The organism is Thalassobacillus cyri (assembly GCF_900107755.1).
Lineage (GTDB): Bacteria > Bacillota > Bacilli > Bacillales > Halobacillaceae > Thalassobacillus > Thalassobacillus cyri.
This window is the reverse complement of record NZ_FNQR01000006.1, coordinates 89,088-109,092: the sequence shown is the minus strand read 5'-3', so window position 1 is coordinate 109,092 and position 20,005 is coordinate 89,088. Positions and strand designations below refer to the sequence as shown.

The 20,005-nt window shown below is 42.1% G+C and carries 24 protein-coding genes; 1 reads left to right on the top strand and 23 read right to left on the bottom strand.

The features are described 5' to 3' along the window. Positions 1 to 38 precede the first annotated feature (38 nt). The 23 genes from aroA to BLV00_RS09095 all read right to left on the bottom strand — a co-directional run bounded on the left by aroA (position 39) and on the right by BLV00_RS09095 (position 19,774). Entirely contained in the window at positions 39 to 1,328 is a 1,290-nt protein-coding gene (gene aroA, locus BLV00_RS09200; RefSeq protein ID WP_093044686.1) for a 3-phosphoshikimate 1-carboxyvinyltransferase, read from the bottom strand. Positions 1,329 to 1,340: 12 nt separating this feature from the next. Next, positions 1,341 to 2,441 (bottom strand): prephenate dehydrogenase, encoded by a 1,101-nt coding sequence (locus BLV00_RS09195; protein ID WP_176791433.1) that lies wholly within the window; start codon positions 2,439 to 2,441, stop codon positions 1,341 to 1,343. Next, complete coding sequence (hisC, locus tag BLV00_RS09190; RefSeq protein ID WP_093044685.1) at positions 2,438 to 3,544, bottom strand: histidinol-phosphate transaminase; 1,107 nt, start codon at positions 3,542 to 3,544, stop codon at positions 2,438 to 2,440. The genes BLV00_RS09195 and hisC overlap by 4 nt, the downstream gene beginning before the upstream one ends. Beyond that, a complete protein-coding gene (gene aroH / locus BLV00_RS09185) occupies positions 3,541 to 3,921 on the bottom strand; it encodes a chorismate mutase (RefSeq protein ID WP_093044683.1) in 381 nt (126 codons plus the stop codon). Before aroH ends, hisC begins: the two co-directional genes overlap by 4 nt. Then, a complete protein-coding gene (aroB, locus tag BLV00_RS09180) occupies positions 3,921 to 4,997 on the bottom strand; it encodes a 3-dehydroquinate synthase (RefSeq protein WP_093044681.1) in 1,077 nt (358 codons plus the stop codon). The genes aroH and aroB overlap by 1 nt, the downstream gene beginning before the upstream one ends. A gap of 1 nt (position 4,998) precedes the next feature. Then, positions 4,999 to 6,165 (bottom strand): chorismate synthase, encoded by a 1,167-nt coding sequence (aroC, locus tag BLV00_RS09175; RefSeq protein WP_093044679.1) that lies wholly within the window; start codon positions 6,163 to 6,165, stop codon positions 4,999 to 5,001. A 212-nt stretch (positions 6,166 to 6,377) separates the two neighbouring features. After that, positions 6,378 to 7,181 (bottom strand): CheR family methyltransferase, encoded by an 804-nt coding sequence (locus BLV00_RS09170; protein ID WP_425441663.1) that lies wholly within the window; start codon positions 7,179 to 7,181, stop codon positions 6,378 to 6,380. Positions 7,182 to 7,806: 625 nt separating this feature from the next. Next, complete coding sequence (ndk, locus tag BLV00_RS09165; protein WP_093044677.1) at positions 7,807 to 8,253, bottom strand: nucleoside-diphosphate kinase; 447 nt, start codon at positions 8,251 to 8,253, stop codon at positions 7,807 to 7,809. A gap of 92 nt (positions 8,254 to 8,345) precedes the next feature. Further along, positions 8,346 to 9,320 carry a heptaprenyl diphosphate synthase component II gene (gene hepT, locus BLV00_RS09160; protein WP_093044675.1) on the bottom strand — a complete coding sequence of 325 codons (975 nt, stop codon included), beginning with the start codon at positions 9,318 to 9,320 and terminating at the stop codon, positions 8,346 to 8,348. Positions 9,321 to 9,336: 16 nt separating this feature from the next. Further along, positions 9,337 to 10,044, bottom strand: coding sequence for a demethylmenaquinone methyltransferase (locus tag BLV00_RS09155; protein ID WP_093044673.1), 708 nt, complete (start codon positions 10,042 to 10,044; stop codon positions 9,337 to 9,339). 3 nt (positions 10,045 to 10,047) lie between these two features. Further along, positions 10,048 to 10,842: a heptaprenyl diphosphate synthase component 1 gene (locus BLV00_RS09150; RefSeq protein WP_245728914.1), complete on the bottom strand. Its 795-nt coding sequence runs from the start codon at positions 10,840 to 10,842 to the stop codon at positions 10,048 to 10,050. Between the two features lie 105 nt (positions 10,843 to 10,947). Beyond that, positions 10,948 to 11,172, bottom strand: coding sequence for a trp RNA-binding attenuation protein MtrB (mtrB, locus tag BLV00_RS09145; protein ID WP_028783039.1), 225 nt, complete (start codon positions 11,170 to 11,172; stop codon positions 10,948 to 10,950). Between the two features lie 323 nt (positions 11,173 to 11,495). Beyond that, a complete protein-coding gene (locus BLV00_RS09140) occupies positions 11,496 to 11,768 on the bottom strand; it encodes an HU family DNA-binding protein (RefSeq protein WP_037985717.1) in 273 nt (90 codons plus the stop codon). Positions 11,769 to 11,902: 134 nt separating this feature from the next. Then, positions 11,903 to 12,028, bottom strand: a complete 126-nt coding sequence (locus tag BLV00_RS22540; protein ID WP_281243003.1) for a hypothetical protein — start codon at positions 12,026 to 12,028, stop codon at positions 11,903 to 11,905. 117 nt (positions 12,029 to 12,145) lie between these two features. Next, the gene (gene spoIVA, locus BLV00_RS09135) at positions 12,146 to 13,624 is read right to left on the bottom strand and encodes a stage IV sporulation protein A (RefSeq protein ID WP_093044669.1); all 1,479 of its coding nucleotides are present in this window, start codon (positions 13,622 to 13,624) and stop codon (positions 12,146 to 12,148) included. Between the two features lie 186 nt (positions 13,625 to 13,810). Further along, a complete protein-coding gene (locus BLV00_RS09130) occupies positions 13,811 to 14,530 on the bottom strand; it encodes a hypothetical protein (protein ID WP_093044667.1) in 720 nt (239 codons plus the stop codon). 23 nt (positions 14,531 to 14,553) lie between these two features. Then, positions 14,554 to 14,751, bottom strand: a complete 198-nt coding sequence (locus tag BLV00_RS09125) for a DUF2768 domain-containing protein (RefSeq protein ID WP_093044665.1) — start codon at positions 14,749 to 14,751, stop codon at positions 14,554 to 14,556. 287 nt (positions 14,752 to 15,038) lie between these two features. Continuing rightward, on the bottom strand, positions 15,039 to 15,299 hold the full coding sequence (locus BLV00_RS09120; protein ID WP_093044663.1) for a stage VI sporulation protein F: 261 nt from the start codon (positions 15,297 to 15,299) through the stop codon (positions 15,039 to 15,041). Between the two features lie 77 nt (positions 15,300 to 15,376). After that, the gene (locus BLV00_RS09115; RefSeq protein WP_093044661.1) at positions 15,377 to 16,411 is read right to left on the bottom strand and encodes an NAD(P)H-dependent glycerol-3-phosphate dehydrogenase; all 1,035 of its coding nucleotides are present in this window, start codon (positions 16,409 to 16,411) and stop codon (positions 15,377 to 15,379) included. A 15-nt stretch (positions 16,412 to 16,426) separates the two neighbouring features. After that, the gene (der, locus tag BLV00_RS09110; protein ID WP_093044659.1) at positions 16,427 to 17,737 is read right to left on the bottom strand and encodes a ribosome biogenesis GTPase Der; all 1,311 of its coding nucleotides are present in this window, start codon (positions 17,735 to 17,737) and stop codon (positions 16,427 to 16,429) included. A 356-nt stretch (positions 17,738 to 18,093) separates the two neighbouring features. Next, positions 18,094 to 18,285, bottom strand: a complete 192-nt coding sequence (locus tag BLV00_RS09105) for a capping complex subunit for YIEGIA (RefSeq protein WP_093044657.1) — start codon at positions 18,283 to 18,285, stop codon at positions 18,094 to 18,096. Beyond that, on the bottom strand, positions 18,282 to 19,175 hold the full coding sequence (locus BLV00_RS09100) for a YIEGIA family protein (protein WP_093044655.1): 894 nt from the start codon (positions 19,173 to 19,175) through the stop codon (positions 18,282 to 18,284). The genes BLV00_RS09105 and BLV00_RS09100 overlap by 4 nt, the downstream gene beginning before the upstream one ends. After that, positions 19,172 to 19,774, bottom strand: coding sequence for a YphA family membrane protein (locus BLV00_RS09095; protein WP_093044653.1), 603 nt, complete (start codon positions 19,772 to 19,774; stop codon positions 19,172 to 19,174). Before BLV00_RS09095 ends, BLV00_RS09100 begins: the two co-directional genes overlap by 4 nt. 107 nt (positions 19,775 to 19,881) lie before the next feature. On the opposite strand from BLV00_RS09095, the gene BLV00_RS21670 reads away from it, so the two are divergent. Continuing rightward, positions 19,882 to 19,989 (top strand): YpzI family protein, encoded by a 108-nt coding sequence (locus BLV00_RS21670; RefSeq protein ID WP_245728912.1) that lies wholly within the window; start codon positions 19,882 to 19,884, stop codon positions 19,987 to 19,989. Positions 19,990 to 20,005: the final 16 nt, after the last annotated feature.

The window sequence follows — 20,005 nt, the reverse complement described above, 5'->3', positions numbered from 1 at the left end:
AAGGTATGAGAGCTTGACCAGTTGTATGATTAACTATGTTATTTTTTCAGCGATTCCAAGTCTTTGAAAAATCCAGGATAGGATATATCGATGCATTGTCCGTTAGTCAAGACCGTTTTCCCTTCTGCTATCAATGATGCAATGGCAATCATCATACCGATCCGATGGTCCATATAGGAATCCACCACGGTACCTTTCAATGATGACTTACCCTGAATGATCAGCCCATCTTGTTTTTCTTCTACTTCGGCTCCGAAACTGGTAAGCACTTGTGCTACAGCAGCAATCCTGTCTGTTTCTTTAACACGTAATTCACCGGCATCCCCGATTATCGTTTTACCATTCGCTTGCGTAGCTACCAATGCAAGAATAGGTAGTTCATCAATCAAAGAAGGAATAAGCTCACCTTCAATATGAGCACCTGACAACTCTTTGTATTTTATTTCCACATTGCCGACAGGTTCTCCTCCTATTCTTCTCGTTTCTTTTACCAGGATATCTGCGCCCATCATTTCCAATGCCTTGATCAATCCAGTTCTTGTAGGATTTAATCCGACATCTTTGATAGTGATATGGCTATCAGGGACAATGGCAGCTGCCGCCAGGAAGAACGCAGCAGAGGAAATATCACCAGGCACAGTCAAGTCAGCCGGTACAGGCTCCTGCCCTCCCTGGATGGTCACTTTCCTGTCCTTTACCGTCAAATCGACCCCGAATTGGGGAAGCATCTGCTCGGTATGATCCCTTGTTTTCACTTGTTCGATAATGGTCGTTTCACCTGAACTGAGCATACCCGCAAGCAATATGGCTGATTTAACTTGTGCGCTTTTTACCGGCATATCATAGGTAATACCCTGTAGGCTTGTTCCATGGATCGCCAGAGGAAGATAGCTGCCTTCACATCTTCCGTCTATCTTTGCGCCCATTTGTTGCAATGGAAGTACAATACGATCCATCGGCCGCTTCGCTAAAGAGTCATCGCCATAACAAGTAGTAAATAAAGGAAGAGCAGCCAATACACCCGTCACAAGGCGAGCCGTAGTACCGGAATTCCCAAAATATACTGGTCGTTCCGCCTCTTTCAAAGAAGCTATACCTTCACTCTTTATGACCAGTTCTGTACTTGATTGTTCAATTTCCACTCCTAACTCCCGAAAAACCTGAATCGTTCGCATACAATCCTCACCTGCTAAAAAGTTAGAAACATGGGAGGTCCCTTTTGCTAAAGATGAAAAAATCACAGCACGATGGGAAATCGACTTGTCTCCAGGCACCGTCATTTTCGCAGCTATTGCGTGGTCAAGAGGGGATAATGTAATTTCATTCACGGCTATTTCCTCCTAATCTTCGATCGTTACCTCATAATTACGATCTTCTAATACACGTTTACTTTCTTTTTGTTCTTTACTACTTTGAAAGCTTATCCGGAGTACTCCGGTTATCCCTTCCCGTACTTCAAGGATTTCTATATTTTTGATTGATATGTCTTTGTCGGCCAGGTGTCCGATTACATGCAAAAGTGCACCGGGCTGATCATGAATATCCACATAGATATCATAAAATGACGGAATGGCTCCACGTTTTTTAACCGGCAAACCATCACGATATTGTTTCGCTTGCATCAGATATTCTTCTGTGGCTTCACCGTTGCTCTCATTTAACAAGGATTTAACCTGCTCCATTTCCCTGATCCAGTCTTCCAGCATGGAAATCAATATCGGTCTGTTTTGCAGAAAGATATCTTTCCATAATATAGGGTTGCTGGATGCAATCCTCGTAATGTCCCGGAAACCTCCAGCAGCTAGATCTTCTAAGTAAGGATGGGTCTCCTGCCAGTTACGCGCCTGATGGACGAGAGAAGAAGCAATCAGGTGAGGGAAATGGGAAATGACTGCTGTCATCTCATCATGCTCCTCCGTAGAAAAAACTAAAAACCTGGCCTTGGTAGGTGCTAGGACTTCCTTAAGCCTTTCTACATCTTCAAGCGCTGCATCCTCAGAGGGGGTGAGAACATAAATGGCATTTTCGAACAAGTGAGCTTTGGCTGCCTGTATCCCCTGTTTATGGGACCCCGCCATCGGATGCCCTCCAATGAAAGCGAGAGCCCGATTGGTGATTTCTGCTGACTGTTTCATCACATTACCTTTTACAGATGAAACATCCGTTACCACTAATTTTTTCCTTAAAGTCATGTCATTCAACTGCTTGATGTACTGCAGCGTAATGGGGATCGGAGTAGCAAGAATCAGTATATCCGCCTGCTCGACACCAGCAATGAAATCCGTACAAATTTCATCGACAGCACCTTTTTCCAACGCTAATTTATTCGTTTCTTCCTGAGTATCAAACCCAAGGACGTGAAATTGCTGGCGGGACTTGATACTCATAGCCAACGATCCGCCAATCAATCCGAGTCCCGCTACCATTACTTTCTCTTTCACTTTTTCACACCTGTTTTATTAGAAGATAAAAAATGGCTGATTTCCTGCTGGATTTGCTCCATTACTTCCTTGCTGCCAATTGTCAACCGGATACTGTTCGATATTCCCAGCGCTTCCCCAGAACGCACAATGAATCCCTTACTTAGTAAGTGCTCAAACAATTCGTCTCCACTTACCGGTAGATTAATTAACAAAAAGTTTGCCTGTGAATCAAAATAGCCTAATTCCTGTTCATCACAGAAATCCATCATCGCTTTTCGGTTATCTTTGTTACGTGTAATTGACTCATTCAAAAACTTCTTATCTTCTAAAGCGATGATCGCTGCAGCTTGAGCGATAGTAGAAGTATTAAAAGGTTCTCGCGCTGGATCAAGCTGGTGAATGACCTCTGTACGAGCTATTCCATAACCAATTCTCAGGCCGGCCAATCCGTAGGCTTTCGAGAACGTCCGTAAAACAATGAGGTTTGGGTGTTCTTCTACTCCTGCCACCGCATCATAATAATCGGAAGCATCCATGTACTCATAGTAAGCTTCATCAACTACTACTAAGACATCATCCGGACAATGTTCCAGAAATTTCTCCATATCAGGAGCTGCAATATGAGATCCTGTTGGATTATTTGGAGTACAGAGCCATACGACCCGGGTATGGTCATCGATGGCTTCCAGCATTCGATCTAAATCATGATAGCCATCGATTACAGGGACCTCACGAATTTCGGCTCCTTCTATCAATGCATTATGTTTGTATTGAGGAAAAGTAGGCGTAGCCATCACTGTATTCGTGCCTGCTTCTAAATACGTACGGCAAATGATCTGGACGATTTCATCTGATCCATTTCCAAATATCAGTTGCGTTTCATTTACGTCCAGCTTGTCGCTCAGAATTCTTCGCAGCTCTGCGGCATAGCCATCCGGATATTTTTCTAAGCCTGAAATCAGTCCAGGCAACTCCTTTTTCACCTGAGGAGAAAAGCCAAATGGGTTTTCATTGGAAGCTAACTTGACGATTTCTTTCAACCCATATTCTTTTTTTACTTCTTCAATTTGCTTCCCAGGTTTATATGGCTGCATCGTTTTCAAGATTTCTTTTGCTTTCATGACAATTCTCCTTTCGACTCTTGCAAATCAGGGCGTAATTTTTTCGCGCCGTAATGATAAATATGTTCTACTTGATCTTGATTACGCTCGGTTTGTACGGTTACCATAACTCTAATGCATTTAGGAAGCGCATCAGGGACTTCAATTTCCCTCATACACATCACAGGTACATAAGTCCACCCTTCGATCTGACGAAGCGATTTTGCCGGAAACGCTTGATTCAAATCGACAGTGGCAGAAAATAAAACTGAAACGACTGCTTCTGCTTCAACCTGGTTGGCAGAAATCAAATCGACCATCATTTCATAGGCACGCTCGATTATTTCTTCTTTATCATTGTTCTCTACTGTGGTTGCTCCTCTGATCCCCCTGATCATCAGCTCATCACCTCTTCTTGGAAATGATTTAATAAATCGTTCAACTCCTGGTCTTGGAACTCCATCATAGTCGGCTCCCCGAGTTTCTGTAATAACACCATATTCACAATTCCCGCTGATGATTTTTTATCTTTTTTCATACGGGCTATCAAATGACTGGAATTTAAGGACTTTAAAGCATCAAGCGGGTATCCATGTTGTTCCAGCCAGTCATATAACTCTGTGATTGGCATATCCGCCCCTAACTTTTCTCTACTCACATACATCGCAAACAATAAACCTATTGCCACTGCTTCGCCATGTGTCAACCTTCCATAACCTGCTTCTGATTCTATTGCATGACCAAGAGTATGGCCCAAATTCAAATATTTTCTGACACCTTTTTCCTTTTCATCCTGTTCTACGATTGCAGATTTGATTGCTATTCCTTGCAAGAGATGGTCTATTAATACCTCCTCTTGGATATCACTGGTAAGTTTTCTCGAAATTACATCTTTAAACAATCCCGGATTATCCAAACAGCCATGTTTGACTATTTCTGCATAACCTGAGCGTATTTCGTAAAAAGGTAATGTGCGCAGTGTCTCGATGTCATAAAGCACTTGCGTTGGACTATAAAAGCAGCCAATCATATTTTTACCTTGCTCATGATTAATGGCAACCTTGCCACCGACGCTGCTGTCATGGGCAAGTATCGTCGTAGGGACTTGGATATAATCAATTCCCCGCATATAAGTAGCAGCAACAAAGCCTGCCAGATCCCCCACTACACCGCCCCCGAGAGCAACGACCAGGGAATTGCGATCCAGACCATTTTCGATACATGCTGTCAGTAATTGTTCATACTGATGCATGCACTTGGATTGTTCACCCGCTGGGATAACAGCTGTATCTACTCTTCCTTCGGAGAATGACTGTTTGACATCCTCAAGATAAAGTGGAGCTACTTCACTGTCTGTAATGATAAGGATTTGAGGATAACTGCCTTTAATAAGGCTGCCAATCGAATGGCGCAGTCCGCTGCCGATATGAACTTTATATAGGTGATTGCTGGCCTGTATCGATAATTCCTTCATATTAAAATCTCCTTACCTCTTCTCTGTAAGCATCCACTGCTTGTTTCATACGAGGAAAGTAATCCCCTGGAAATTGTTCCATCATCGCACGTGCAAGCTCAAACGCTACGACATGTTCCATCACTACACCCGCTGCCGGAACAGCGCATGAATCTGATCGTTCGATACTGGCAGCAAAAGGCTCTTTGGTCTCAATGTCGACACTTTGAAGCGGTTTATATAAGGTAGGAATCGGCTTCATTACACCTTTAACAATTAAAGGCATACCAGTTGTCATGCCACCTTCAAATCCCCCAAGACGATTTGTCTTCCGGTAATAGCCTTGTGATTCTTCCCAGGCAATTTCATCATGTACCTCGCTGCCATTCCGTCTCGCTGCTTCAAAGCCAATGCCGAATTCCACCCCTTTGAAAGCATTGATGCTTACCACACTGCCGGCTATACGGCTGTCGAGTTTACGATCATATTGCACATAGGAGCCAACACCTGGAGGCATGCCTTCCACGTATACCTCTACTACTCCGCCTATAGAATCCCCTTCTTTTTTCGCCTGGTCGATCGCTTCCATCATTTCTTTCTCCGCTTTTTTATCTAACGTCCTTACCGGAGAAGCTTCTGCTATATCTACTCGTTCTTTTAATGACATGGATTCATCAAAGCTGCTCACAATACCTGCAATTTCACGAACATAAGCACCAACAGTGATGCCTAGTTCTTTAAGTAATACTTTAGCAACAGCCCCCGCCGCTACTCGGGCAGCTGTTTCACGCGCGGATGAACGTTCCAGTACATTACGCAGGTCTCTGTGTCCGTATTTCATTCCGCCATTCAGATCAGCATGACCTGGCCGTGGACGGGATATTGTCCGACGGACCTCTTCATCTTCTGGTATAGGGCTTTCCCCCATTATATTTCTCCAATGTTTGAAATCATCATTGTTGATGACGAGAGAGATAGGCGATCCCAGCGTATAGCCATGTCGGACACCTGCAGTTATTTCTACCAGATCTTTCTCAATTTGCATGCGACGCCCACGACCGTAGCCTCCCTGACGCCGCAATAGGGATTCATTTATTTGGTCATTCAATAATGGTAAATGAGAAGGTATTCCTTCAATTATTGTAGTAAGTTGTTTTCCGTGTGATTCTCCAGCAGTCAAATAGCGCATGGACGTCCCTCCATAGTATAAATTTTATGTTCTACTATATCATATCTTATCAAGCTTGTGTGCAATAAATTTTTTAATAGGTTAAAACATAAAAGCGTCAAAGCATTAAATAACTGTCATAGAGACAAAAATCCCGGTACATCTTTTGTACCGGGAAGGGAAACTGATTATGCTGGATAAACGAGCTTAAACTGAAAAATCAAACCTGAGATTTAACTGAGTCTTTGATAAAAGAATGAATCAAACGTATATAGCCCGTATTGTTTTGGGCTGAAGATCTGCTCGGTGCTTCCTACGAAAAAAAATCCTTGTACACAAAGCGAACTTCTTATTTTCTGGTAAATCATCCGTTTAGCATCCTCTGTAAAATAAATAAGTACATTTCGACAGACGATCAAATCAAAATTCTTAGCATAGGAATCCGATAGAAGGTTATGTTTTTTGAAGTGTACCGCCCGCTTAATAGAATCATCAATTTTATATAATCCATTTTCCAATTTAAAATGTTTTTGCAGGACGGTGTCAGGGACTTCTTTTAAGGCTCGCCCAGGGTATAGACCTGTCCTGGCTCTAATCAGGGCATTCTCATCTAAGTCGGTGGCAAGAATCTCCACTCGTTCTAACGGTAAGTATTTACTTAAAAGGATAGCCAGCGTATAAGGCTCTTCCCCTGTCGAACAGGCAGCACTCCAAACTTTAATACTCCGCTTTGTTTGCAGCAGTTGTGGAACGACCTTTTTCTCAAATACTTCCCAGCGGGCAGGATTACGAAAAAATTCGGACACATTGATGGTCATGCGGTCGAGGAATTCCTCCATTAAACCCTGATCCCTGGTCAGGACTTTAAAATAATCTTCAAAATCACTATATCCACGTTTGTTACGCAAAGAGATTAAACGGCGTTTCATCTGCGCTTCTTTATAAAGAGACAAATCGATTCCTGTTTTACTCTTGATTGCAGCAATGAATTTGCTATATTCCTCGCTCATGGCTTCTTCCCTTTCCCCGACTTTCATTCTAGGCTCTGTTAAACGATCTAGTTAATATTGTGTAAAAGGCTTATACCAAAATATGGCCGAAAAGTTGAAGACTTGATTTCGAGATATTGTAAGAGGGGAAGGGCGTTGGGGAACAACTCGCTTTCCGTGGGCGAGTGATGAGCCTCCTCGAGCTGACGCTCTGTGGGGTCTCATCTAACACGCATTTCCCACAGAAGTCTTGCAGTTCCCCTACGCCCCTTGCCACAAAAGGTTATCGAAATCGCCCTTGAATGTCCTTTTCTAATTTTTGAGTGAAATCCTATCACAATCACGGATTGATCGTACTTTCGGTTCAAAAGCCCACTATTCTTGATAGGCGTTTCGAGATTCTGACAATCATATGGTGGCTGGGAAAACGGTGAGACTCCTATGGGATCAACATGATAGGTGAGATCCCGCAAGGCGAAGCCTGAGGAAGCTCACCACATGCCCATGGAAAGCGATCCTTTTTCCCAGCCTCCATAATTGCTACCTAAAGTCTCGAAACTGAGTCTTCAATCAAAGGAAGCTTATATGTAAAATCAACCCGTATATTTTTCAGAGGGTCGTTCTCTAAAGAAAAAACCGTTCTCAAATCTAGAGAACGGTTCTGATAAGCAGATTAATAAACCCAGTTTTGATCGTTCTTGTCGTACGATAACACTTTATCTTCCTCGAAAAACAGTCCGATTTCACGCTCAGCACTTTCCGGAGAATCGGAACCATGTATGACGTTTTTACCGACAGTCACACCGAAGTCACCGCGAATTGTACCAGGAAGCGCATCTTGTGGTTTCGTGCTGCCCATCATTTGACGTGCAGTAGCAATCACATTTTCGCCTTCCCAAACCATTGCGAAAACTGGTCCGGAAGTTATGAAATCCACCAATTCACCAAAGAAAGGCTTGTCCTTATGTTCTCCATAATGCTTTTCTGCAAGCTCCGCAGGGATAATCATCAATTTTGCCCCAGCGAGCTTGAAACCTTTATTCTCGAAACGAGAAACGATTTCTCCTACTAGATTACGTTGTACTCCATCTGGTTTAACCATTAAAAAAGTTTTTTCCATAATAACACCTCATTGATTATGTATTTGTGTGTAAGCGCTTAAAAATAGTACCGAAGAAAATTTTAACAGATTCTCTCCCTGGTGGCAATCTGTTAAGACTTTCTTTTTCCGATATATTTTGCGATTCCACGTAAAGTCTGCTTCGCACGGCCTGGTGGAAGTACCTCTAGTGCCTGATAAGCTTTTTGTAAATAGCGTTCACTGATTTTTAAAGAACGATCAATGGCATCACTGGCTTTGATTTTCCTGATTACGGGAGCCAAGTCTTCAGGTGTCAAGTTCTCTGTATCACTCTGGAACAATTCATAGAGTTCAGAAGCAATCATGTTATCCTCCATGGCATAGAGCACTGGCAATGTGATGTTCCCTTGTAATAGATCACTTCCGGAGGGCTTACCTAATTCTTCTTCTGACGCAGTAAAATCCAGCACATCGTCGATGATCTGGTAGGACATCCCTACAAAATAACCGTACCTGTACAACGCTCGTTCATACTGAAGCGGGGCCTGGGAAGCGATTGCTCCAAGCTGACAGCTGGCAGCGATCAAGAGCGCCGTTTTCCGTTTGATCCTTAGCAGATAGGCACGCAAATTCTGTTCTAACCGGTATTTATCTTTAACCTGCTCTATTTCCCCAAGACATAATTCTACCATTGTCTTCGCAAGCACTTGATGTGCTCTTGGATCTTCCAGTGCAGACAGAGATTCCAACGATCTTGCAAATATGTAATCGCCTGTATACATGGCAATACGATTATCCCACTTCGCCTTTATCGTCGGCTGACCCCTTCTAAGCTCAGCGTTATCGACAACATCATCGTGTACCAGTGAGGCCATATGAATCAGCTCCAACGATACGGCTACTGCTTCCATGCGGTCCAGTTGATAGTTTCCAAACTTTCCGCCCAATAAAACAAAAACAGGACGGATCCGTTTCCCTCCTGCAGCTAATAATTGGGTGGATGCTTCACGTAAAACGGGATGCTGTGCTTGTATCGTATTATTGATAGAATCTTCGATTTTTGCTAAATCCTGTTTTAAAAAAGAATAGATCATAGCTAACTTCATGGTGGCCACCCTTATGTTATGATAATTTCTCTCCCATATGCATCGCAGCGACACCGCCGGTATATGACTTGACTTTGACATTACGCAAACCAGCCTTCTCAAACATCTGCTTCAATTCTTCTTTACCTGGAAAGTCTTTGGCAGATTCATGCAGCCAGCTATACTCCTGATAGCTTTTAGCAAATAATTTACCGAATGCAGGCATGATATATTTGAAGTAAGCATAATAACCTTGCCTGAATCCTGGCATAGTGGGCTGGGAGGTTTCAAGACAGATGACTTTACCGCCAGGTTTCACTACTCTAGTCATCTCTTTCAATACTTGAAGATAATCTGGTACATTCCGTAACCCGAAACCAATGGTTACATAATCGAAACTGTTATCTTCAAATGGGAGAGCCATTGCATTTCCATGCTCAAACTCCATTTGACTCAAACCAGATGACAATTTCTTTTTGATACCGACTGAAAGCATATTATGACTGAAGTCAAGGCCAATCACTTTGCCTTCCTGGCCTACTTCCTCCGCTAATGCTACTGTCCAGTCCCCTGTACCGCAGCAAACATCCAGCGCCTGGTCCCCAGACTTTACGTTGATTCTATTCATGACATCTTTACGCCAGGCTTTGTGCCGTTGAAAAGAAATAACTGAATTCATCACATCGTAACGCTGATAGATTTTTTCAAATACATGATGCACGCGTTCTTCCTTTGTCTGTTGCATCTATTATCCCTCTTCTGCAAATTGTTTCGTATATTGGTGATCGCTCAATGTCGTATGGACGTACGACTTCAACAGATTGAAATGTAATGGCAGCTGCGAAAGCGTCAATTCCAGACGATTGATATTTTTTTGTATCATATTCTCTACTGTGGTCATGATTTGTGCATAATTAGTGTTAGTCGTCGGACTTTTAAGCAGCAAGTCAAACAATGGAGAGAAACCATGCTGTTGGATGTTTTTCTTTTCATCTAATAATTTTTTAGTCAGCAGCCATTCTCCTGCAACATCATTGATGCCTGCCTGCTGTACGTAAGAAGCCACACGCTGAATCAGTAATGACTCTATATCTCTAAGACCATTCATGAATTCCTGAAAAGAATCCACATCTTTATAATACAATTCCATTTTCTGCTCGTTGATATCTTTGATCGCCGAGGCTAGTGTATGAATCATGGGTATATCATCTAATTGTGATAGCAGGTAATAATACATTCCGCTGTAATAATCCCCCGCCAATACGGTCAGCTGCCTGTTTCGTACAGTTTCCCGCTCCTCATCTTCGTCTGTCAACGTCACTAGGTCATGGGTATCGAGTGCGACTTGAACAAGCATGGTCGTGATGATATATTGTTCTTTTTTTACATCCGGCAAATTGGTGTCATCCATGATAGACGCCAACAGTACTAACTTGTCCTCATCGATGACAGGTTCTGGAATGAACTTCGTTAAAAAAGGATGGCGAACTTTAGCGATTATTTTTTGTTTTAATGTCTGCAGTTCAAGTTCTTCTTTACTCACCTGGATCACCTGAGTCCTTTCTGAAAGACGTTTACAACACAGTATTATAGCATATTTTATTTAGGATTGCCTGTGTTATGTATGAGCGACAGGAAACATCAATCGTTACTCTGTTTCGTTCGTTACTTCTCCATGACTGGTCTGGATTAGAGCTTTCCCTCTTATTTTAACCGCAGAGGTATGTTCCGTGAACTGGGCGATCATCACTTCATCCTTATCCAGCTTTTCTGAATGATGGAAACGGGTGTCTGTCCCTCTTGTTAAACCGATCACATTTACGCCGTCTTCCAATGCTTTAATGACAAAAAAATCGTTACCTTTCAGATCCATATCCATCCACTCCCCTTATTCTGTAAATTTAATATCGCTTACATTGCAAAGAATGTCAATCATGCCGTTTTGCAATAACTCGTACTATTGTGAGTCTTTTAAACATAATTAATACCATCCAAAGCGTATGGGCGCCTTGTTGTGACCTACCATGGTGCTTTTCACCATAGAGAGGGTTGACTCCCAAGACCCAGCAGGGATAGGCGCAGAGGCTGGAGGCAGCTCACTCGTACATATTCATATGTAACCATTTAATAATTTTTTATAAAATGAAAAAAAGGGTGCGCAAATGGCACCCTTTTCCACTTGCCCTATGTAGGAGATTACTTAACAGCATCCTTAAGGGCTTTACCTGGTTTAAATGCTGGGACTTTGCTGGCAGAAATTTCGATTTCTTCACCAGTTTGCGGGTTACGGCCTTTACGGGCAGCACGCTCGCGTACTTCAAAGTTCCCGAAACCAATCAATTGTACTTTGTCACCATCTTTAAGTGAATCCATGATTGATTCAAATACAGAATCAACTGCTTTTGTAGCATCTTTTTTAGAAAGATCAGCTTTTTCAGAAACAGTGTTGATTAGATCTGTCTTGTTCATGATATTCACCTCCTCTCGGGCGATAATCCATTCACAAGGCTTTCCACTTCGGAAGCCCTGGAACATTTAATTTGAACAAGCGGTCATCATTGATTTGATGACATGCCTTATATTAAACGAGATTTCAGTGAAATTCAATAGAGAGTTGCACTAAAACCGCTTAATACCGCAATTTCTGTCGGTTCTGCACCGTTACGGTACAAGAAGCGTACCATATTCAAAAACAGGATGCAAGAAACGCGCAACCATTGGTATGGCAAGGTTTATGCGGTTTTTAATAAAGGCTCTCTTCGGTATTACGACATATCGCTTCCTTTCTCCTGCAAAAATGAAAAAATATTTTAAAGCACATAAAAAAACGGCCCTTTCAAGAGCCGTTATAGTATGATTGCTATCATTCCGCCTGAACCTTCGTTGATGATTCTTTCCAATGTCTCTTTTAATTTGTATCTTGCATTTTCCGGCATCAAAGACAATTTCGCCTGGATTCCTTCTCGCACGATTGAGCTGAGTGACCGGCCAAAAATGTCGGAATTCCAAATCGACAATGGATCTTCCTCAAAGTCTTGCATCAAGTACCTAACCAGTTCTTCACTTTGTTTTTCGGTACCAATAATTGGAGAAAACTCAGAGTGCACATCGACTTTTACCATGTGTATCGATGGCGCGACTGCCTTCAGTCTCACACCGAACCGCGAACCTTGCCGGATAATTTCAGGTTCCTCAAGTGCCATATCATGTAATGTAGGAGCCGCAATTCCGTACCCGGTCTGTTTCACCATATTCAACGCTTCCGCTACTTGATCATATTCTCTTTTAGCGTGAGAAAAGTCCTGCATGATTTGCAGCAAATGATCCTTACCCCGAATCTCTTCACCAACAATCTCTTTTAATACTACATCATACAATTGATCAGGAGCCTGCAAGTCAATTTCAGCTACTCCTTCACCCAGCTCCATACCTGATAAATTCGCCCTCGAAATATATTCATAGTCATCGAAGTTTCCGACGACACGGCTGACATCACGGAGACGCTTAATATCTTGAACCGTTTCTTCAATCGCGGATTGGAAGTTGTTCCGAAGCCAGTGCCCTTCTTCCAAAACCATTACCCAGCTAGGGAGGTTGACGTTTACTTCGAGCACAGGGAATTCATAAAGTGCTTCCCTCAGGACGCTATTGACATCATCTTCCCGCATCCCTTCTACAGATAAAGCGAGTACTGGAATATCATATTTCTCACTCAGTTGATCTCGTAAGATTTCTGTGTCCTTATGATAAGGCTGGACTGAATTGACAATCATGATAAATGGTTTCCCGACTTCCTTCATTTCCTCGACGATCCGCTCTTCTGCTTCTACATAATCCCTTCGTTCAATTTCACCGATTGTTCCATCAGTGGTAACCACTACGCCGATTGTGGAATGATCCTGAATGACTTTTCTAGTTCCGATTTCAGCTGCCTCATGGAAAGGGATAGCCTCTTCATACCAAGGAGTATTGATCATTCGAGGTCCATTTTCATCCTCGTACCCCACCGCTCCGCTGACTGCATATCCGACGCAATCAACCAGCCTGACATTAACATCTAATCCTTCTTCTACTTCTACCGATACCGCCTGGTTAGGTACAAACTTCGGTTCTGTCGTCATGATGGTTTTTCCAGCTGCGCTTTGTGGGAGTTCATCCATTGCCCGCTCTCGATCGGCTTCATTAGCCATTTGTGGTAGAACCACCAATTCCATGAATTTCTTGATGAAGGTTGATTTACCTGTACGGACCGCCCCGACAACACCCAGATAAATATCTCCATTCGTCCGTTTGGAAATATCTTTGAAAATATCGACTTTTTCCAAAAGATCCCCTCCTGATCTGCCTCGACTCATAAAACTAATACGAGCTATGACATTATGATTCTATGTCGTTGTCCTAATAGAATATGACTGATTTTTTGCGTTTTTACATTGAGAGACAAAAAAAGCATAAGAAACTGGCAATATGAATCCTTCCAGTCTCTTATGCTTATGAAATGAACGTTTCCTCTATGCCTCCGACATGAAAATCGGTTCACCATTTTCTATGGTGTATGCAGGAGAATAAACAGGTACGAATGGAGAATGATTCACTAAAAGATAGCGGATATCATCCCCGCTTTCAAAAGAATGCTCTTCATTCTGCAAAAAGTTGTACAGATCTTTCCGATAATCAACAACCAGCTCCCCGTTTCCCTTGATATATACTGGCAAGGGTTCCTGACTATAGGGACTTGTAACCGTCAATGGAGAGTCTAACCCAAGTTTTTTATAATCCAAATCATATATACCTTGAGCTACCTGGGATTTGTATGGTGGGTACTGGTTATTCTGTAGATAACGATTGATATCGTAACGTAAAGAACGGAGTTGTTCCGTAATACGCAAGTCTATCAATTTCACCGTCGGATCTTCTTCGGGGTGTATTAATACATACTGGTAGACTCCCCCGTTTTCGAAAGCATTTCCTGGTATATCTGAAATCAGGCTTTTTTCTTTCAGCTTCTTGAAATCAATCACATATTTTTGAAAAATGGGAGTGTCTTCATTTTTTGTTTTGATTGGCAGCAAACCATTTTCTTGCTCTCGATAGCTATCAATTGCTCGTTGAACATTCTCAAGTTGCACTTCATTTGGTATATTGTTTTTTGATAAACGGTTCTCAGGATATAAACATCCTGTAAGCAGAAATAATACGGATAAACCAGCCAGCGCTATTTTAATCTTCATGTTTTAACCTCCCTTGCCAGATGTCATCCGGTAGGTCCACTGAAAACAATGTAAAATATTATAAGACCTGACAGGATCATGAATATGTAGGCAAATGCAGCGACAATCCCTGCCACAATTCCTTTCAATTTATAACGACTCAACATGATGAGTCCGATTGCTAGAAACATAAAAATTATTCCGGCAAAGGATATATACATATTCAACATAGATAGCGACATGCTTTTTCCCCCTATTGACAATCTCTGTTATTCACCTCAGGTATTATATCATAGTGCTTGTCCGAATCCAGTAAATACACATAAGAAAGGAGACTGTATCAAAGCGATGATGTGAAATTCTCTTTCTATACCGGTTTTTGATTGATCGACCAGTTCATTCCACATCATATACCTTGTTACAGCCCCGTGACTAAATAATCCCCAATGGCAGCTCAAATAGAATGGTTGCTGCGAGTTATCTTATGCAGTTGATGGTATGCCCGTATCCTCACGCGCCCAACCACAGTTTATTTTTTAAATAATTGATTCAAACTGTTCATATCAAGCGGCATATTTTGATTAATGATCGCCTTTACGATTTTATCCTCTTTCTCTTTCGAAACTGGTTTATTAGCCATCCTGGATAATTGTCTGACTAAATTACGGATCGTCTTTTCATCAGACAGGTCTGCATTCTTGACAGAATCCGCTACATTGAAGATTTCATCTGGCGATACATTCGATTTCTTTTGGATTTGATCGAATAGATTTCTCTGAAAATCACTCACTAAATGTCCCTCCTCGTGCATAACATTCAACATATCATATGCACAATAGAAAGGAGTGTGAGGCATTACAAAAAGGTTTATGAACGTTCGCCCAATAAATTGCTCAACTCTTCCATTTCATGGCGACGGCCTCTTGTCATCAACTGATCGACGACATCTTTGGGCTTTGCGCCTTCAAATAGGATTCTATAAAGTCCATTGGTAATTGGCATCTCAACAGATTGTTCCTTGGAAAACTGATAAGCTGCTTTAGTGGTTCTAACTCCTTCGACCACCATTCCCATCTTATCCAATACTTCGTCGAGATCATTCCCTTTCCCTAACAGGTTTCCAGCACGCCAGTTCCTGCTATGATGACTGGTACAGGTTACAATTAGATCTCCTACACCTGATAACCCTGCGAATGTCAACGGGTTAGCACCCATCGATGTGCCAAGCCTTGTGATTTCCGCCAACCCCCGGGTGATTAATGCAGCTTTAGCATTATCGCCATAACCAAGTCCATCAGAAATACCGGCACCTAGCGCAATAATGTTTTTAAGGGCACCGCCTAACTCCACACCTACCAGATCAGGCGAGGTATACACACGGAATTTTTCGTTGATGAACAAATCTTGGACAAGTTCTGCCTGTTCCAAATTTCCGGAGGATACAGTCACTGTTGTCGGTTGACGTAAGCTGACTTCCTCTGCGTGACTCGGCCCTGACAGGACTACAATCGCACTGTACAGCTCTTCCGGAAGTTCTTCTGCAATCACTTCCGAAACACGTTTATAAGTGGAAGGTTCAATACCTTTAGAGGCATGGGTGATGGTGACAGGATGATCGATTACCTGTTTCAGTTCCTGACAGACTTCACGCATAGCTTTTGTCGGTACCACCAGAATAATATGGGATACGTCCTGAACCGCTTCTTTCAGGTCATGAAAAGCTGTTATTGCTTTTGGCAGCGTTATCCCTTTCAAATACTTTTCATTCGTATGAGCATTGTTTATTTCTTCTGCCTGCTCCTGTCGGTGTGTCCACAATCTAACATCATGATTATTATCAGCCAGCACAAGCGCTAAGGCACTCCCCCAGCTTCCTGCACCTATTACAGCAATTTTTCCCATGTTACTACCCCTTTCTTAATTACGTTTTCTAGCAAATATTTTTATTGGGGTTCCTTCAAAACCAAAAGCTTCCCTGATTCGATTTTCTAAGAAACGCTCATAAGAGAAGTGCACCAATTCAGGTTCATTGACAAATACAACAAAGCTAGGTGGCTTCACAGATACCTGGGCAGCATAAAATACTTTCAGTCGCTGCCCTTTTACTGTAGGAGCAGGGTTCATTGCCAACGCATCCATAATCACTTCGTTCAATACATTGGTCTGGACACGTTTCGCATGATTTTCACTCGCCTTCAACACTTGAGGAAGGAGCGTATGAATACGTTTCTTTGTTTTTGCAGATAAGAATACAATCGGAGCGTAATCTAAATATTGAAAATGAGCACGTACCTTTTGTTCAAACTCTTTCATCGTTTTTTCATCTGTTTCTACCGTATCCCATTTGTTTACTACAATGATGACCGCTTTTCCTGCTTCATGTGCGTAACCGGCAATTTTTTTATCCTGCTCGATGATTCCTTCTTCTGCATCAATCAAGGCAAGTACTACATCCGAGCGTTCAATCGCTTTCAATGCCCGCAGGATACTATATTTCTCTGTCGTTTCATAAATTTTTCCTTTTTTCCTCATTCCAGCCGTATCGATAATGACAAAGTCCCTATCTTCTTTTTTAAACGGGGTATCAATAGCATCCCGAGTTGTACCGGCTATATCACTTACTATGACACGCTCTTGCCCAAGCAGCGCATTCACTAAAGATGATTTGCCGACATTCGGCCTTCCGATCAAACTGAAGCGTATCGTTAAATCATCTTCCTCTTCAAAACTTTTCTCAGGAAAATGACTTACAACTGCGTCCAGCATGTCTCCTAAGCCTAATCCGTGAGTCCCGGAGATCGGGAACGGCTCCCCAAATCCAAGGGAGTAAAACTCATATATATTTTCCCTCATTTCAGGATTATCGACTTTATTGACAGCAAGTACCACCGGCTTATTTGATTTGTAGAGAATCTTAGCTACTTCATCATCAGCACCGGTAATCCCATCACGGCCATTCACCATGAATATGATGACATCTGCCTCGTCAATAGCTACCTGAGCCTGTTCACGCATTTGCACCAGCAACGGCTCATCACCTATTTCAATTCCACCTGTATCGATGATATTGAAGGTAGTATTAAGCCACTCCCCTTGTGCATAGATACGATCGCGTGTCACCCCAGGGATATCTTCTACAATAGAAATTCTTTCTCCGACTAACCGGTTGAATATCGTTGATTTACCTACATTCGGTCTGCCTACAATGGCTACGACTGATTTTCTCATGAAAGGTACATCCTTTCTGCCCTAGCTGATTTAATATTATTCCATATAGTTGTGATGCCAGAAAAGTAAAAAAGCTGTCCAATCAGCCAGAATGCTTCCTTTTTCATTCTGCCTGCTGCCGAACAGCAGCTGTCACTTTTTAATTGCTGGTTATAAAGCATTAAAAAAAAGGGGGCTCATCAAGGGATGAACAACCACACTACTTCCTTGTTTGAAGTAAAGCATGGCGGAGTCATCCTTGTCTTTGAGTCAACCCCCCTGACTGACTTTTCATTTAACCATGGTATGTAAAGCACCGCTTTCCATACGTTATACGTAACTATTCTAGCAAACAAGTTGTCTAGAAACAATCTTTTTCAGTGTTTTACAATGATATAGAGGTCTTTACTGAGCGCATGAGCGATTCCATCAATAATTGCTTCCAAGTTAGCCGCTACCATTTCCAGCTCCTCACGGGTATCACAGTAGAAAATTGGCATACCGCCTCCAACCCTTTCTCTTGATTGGTCAGTTGTGATGGCAGCCAGGATAGATTTTTCCATTTTCATCGTTTCTTACCCTCCATTTCTGGACGCGACTCGGAAGGCATCCGAATAGCATTCTCTAAAACAGGGACAGCCCCGATTGTCTTTATCGCACGGTCGAGGTCATTATCCTGGGGAAGGATGAAAACACCAATCCTGCCATCATCCAAATCCCGCTTGATCAAAGGTACCAGCGCTGGCGTACCCGAATCCCTAAAAACCCCCAAAGTTACCGAGACATCATGAAGGATTGCCTGCCTTTGTCCGAGATTAGCTATGGTGGAACGGACATTAAAATTCTTAGGTTCTAAAATAAATCCCATTCCGTAGCGTAAGATTTCTTCCTGTCTTTCCGGTAAACCAATGTTCATGATATAAATATTATCGACATATAAACCAGCCCCTTCAAAATGCGGCTCGACATAGTTGATATGAACGATATCTTTTAAAGTTGATCCACTCATCAACTTCTTTGAAAGGAAATACAAGATGATGGCTGCAACGAGCGCCGCCCATATATTGAATGCTAAATAAGCCAGGGTTGATAACAGCGAGGTGATGATAACTATATAATTACGTCCCTCAAAAGCTACTGCAATTCCTTCAATATAAGTATTTCCTCTTGGTACTAACTCATATTCGTCTAATTCCGTCATGGTGTTCCGCTCCATATTCCTCACCTCGCGAAATTGAGACGCTGCAAGTGCAAGAAAAGTGACTGCGGTAAACTCTTTTTCCATTATAGAAGGCACAGCGAGTGTGCCAAGCGAAGCAGCAATAAACCCTAAAGAAATATGAATAATTTTCCCGTGCAAGTAGGTGGGATACTGACGATAATCAGTCCTGAGCATCATTAGCCTCAATCCTGTACCGACAATAATGCCGAATAAAATTGGATAGGTATATTCATTCATGGTTCAAATCGCTCCGTTCTCATCTTTATTTCGTTTGCTGCCAGTGCAATTTTTTTCTTAGTAACCTGCAAACCATAGATCAGAAGAAAAATGAACACGCCTTTCATTATGAAGATTAGTTCACTCGCACTGCCAATCACCTGGACAATTCCATATAGGTAAAGAATATAGGAACTAATAAAGCTCCCTGTGGAAGCAAAAAAGACAAACATAAATATCCGATTCCGCATCTGGCCGTCCAGTATCTTAAACATTAATACAGAAAGCATAACCAAAATGATTTCAGTCGGAAATAAAGACCAGACAGGATTCAGAAAGATGAATAACTGGATGCTCGCAAGCATGATACTGTATAAAAGCATATATACCATTTGCAAGGCGGTTACCCCGATCTTCATTAAGAACCACAAAGAGCCACACCACATTAGTATAAAAGCCCATGAAAAGGCTACATCATGGAGTATGGCATAGCTATCAGACAGAAAAATGAATCCTAGCAGGCCAATAGAAAAAATCGGTTTCCAATCATCATCATTATAAAAAAACACCACGCCTATCCAAGTTACCCAGCTGAACCAATAAAAAGCGGCCACATCCATTTATTTTACATCCCTTCTTTTTTACATTATGGATGACTGCGCCACTATTTAAACCTCATAGGGAAAATTAAAACCGGGAATACTAAGAGGCATGAGGAGGGATGAAAATGGGTAAAGATCGTCAGGAAAAGAAATTGCGGAAAGAAAGGCGTGTAGAATCTGATCGTGACGTCAGAACTCCCAAAAAAGGAACCACATCTATAGCATCTAAATAATAAAAAAGCTGTCCCA

Excerpts from the sequence above, each read along its gene's own strand:
- BLV00_RS09105 (WP_093044657.1), bottom strand. The coding sequence starts at position 18,285 with ATGAAAATGGAAAAATCTATCCTGGCTGCCATCACAACTGACCAATCA.
- BLV00_RS09100 (WP_093044655.1), bottom strand. The coding sequence starts at position 19,175 with ATGAATGAATATACCTATCCAATTTTATTCGGCATTATTGTCGGTACA.
- aroC (WP_093044679.1), bottom strand. The coding sequence starts at position 6,165 with ATGCGCTATTTGACTGCTGGAGAATCACACGGAAAACAACTTACTACA.
- BLV00_RS09170 (WP_425441663.1), bottom strand. The coding sequence starts at position 7,181 with ATGAAAGTCGGGGAAAGGGAAGAAGCCATGAGCGAGGAATATAGCAAA.
- aroB (WP_093044681.1), bottom strand. The coding sequence starts at position 4,997 with ATGAAGGAATTATCGATACAGGCCAGCAATCACCTATATAAAGTTCAT.
- BLV00_RS09095 (WP_093044653.1), bottom strand. The coding sequence starts at position 19,774 with ATGGATGTGGCCGCTTTTTATTGGTTCAGCTGGGTAACTTGGATAGGC.
- mtrB (WP_028783039.1), bottom strand. The coding sequence starts at position 11,172 with ATGGATCTGAAAGGTAACGATTTTTTTGTCATTAAAGCATTGGAAGAC.
- hepT (WP_093044675.1), bottom strand. The coding sequence starts at position 9,320 with ATGAAGTTAGCTATGATCTATTCTTTTTTAAAACAGGATTTAGCAAAA.
- aroH (WP_093044683.1), bottom strand. The coding sequence starts at position 3,921 with ATGATCAGGGGGATCAGAGGAGCAACCACAGTAGAGAACAATGATAAA.
- BLV00_RS09140 (WP_037985717.1), bottom strand. The coding sequence starts at position 11,768 with ATGAACAAGACAGATCTAATCAACACTGTTTCTGAAAAAGCTGATCTT.
- BLV00_RS09125 (WP_093044665.1), bottom strand. The coding sequence starts at position 14,751 with ATGTCGCTATCTATGTTGAATATGTATATATCCTTTGCCGGAATAATT.
- ndk (WP_093044677.1), bottom strand. The coding sequence starts at position 8,253 with ATGGAAAAAACTTTTTTAATGGTTAAACCAGATGGAGTACAACGTAAT.
- hisC (WP_093044685.1), bottom strand. The coding sequence starts at position 3,544 with ATGAAAGCAAAAGAAATCTTGAAAACGATGCAGCCATATAAACCTGGG.
- BLV00_RS21670 (WP_245728912.1), top strand. The coding sequence starts at position 19,882 with ATGGGTAAAGATCGTCAGGAAAAGAAATTGCGGAAAGAAAGGCGTGTA.
- BLV00_RS09155 (WP_093044673.1), bottom strand. The coding sequence starts at position 10,044 with ATGCAACAGACAAAGGAAGAACGCGTGCATCATGTATTTGAAAAAATC.
- der (WP_093044659.1), bottom strand. The coding sequence starts at position 17,737 with ATGAGAAAATCAGTCGTAGCCATTGTAGGCAGACCGAATGTAGGTAAA.
- BLV00_RS09130 (WP_093044667.1), bottom strand. The coding sequence starts at position 14,530 with ATGAAGATTAAAATAGCGCTGGCTGGTTTATCCGTATTATTTCTGCTT.
- BLV00_RS09115 (WP_093044661.1), bottom strand. The coding sequence starts at position 16,411 with ATGGGAAAAATTGCTGTAATAGGTGCAGGAAGCTGGGGGAGTGCCTTA.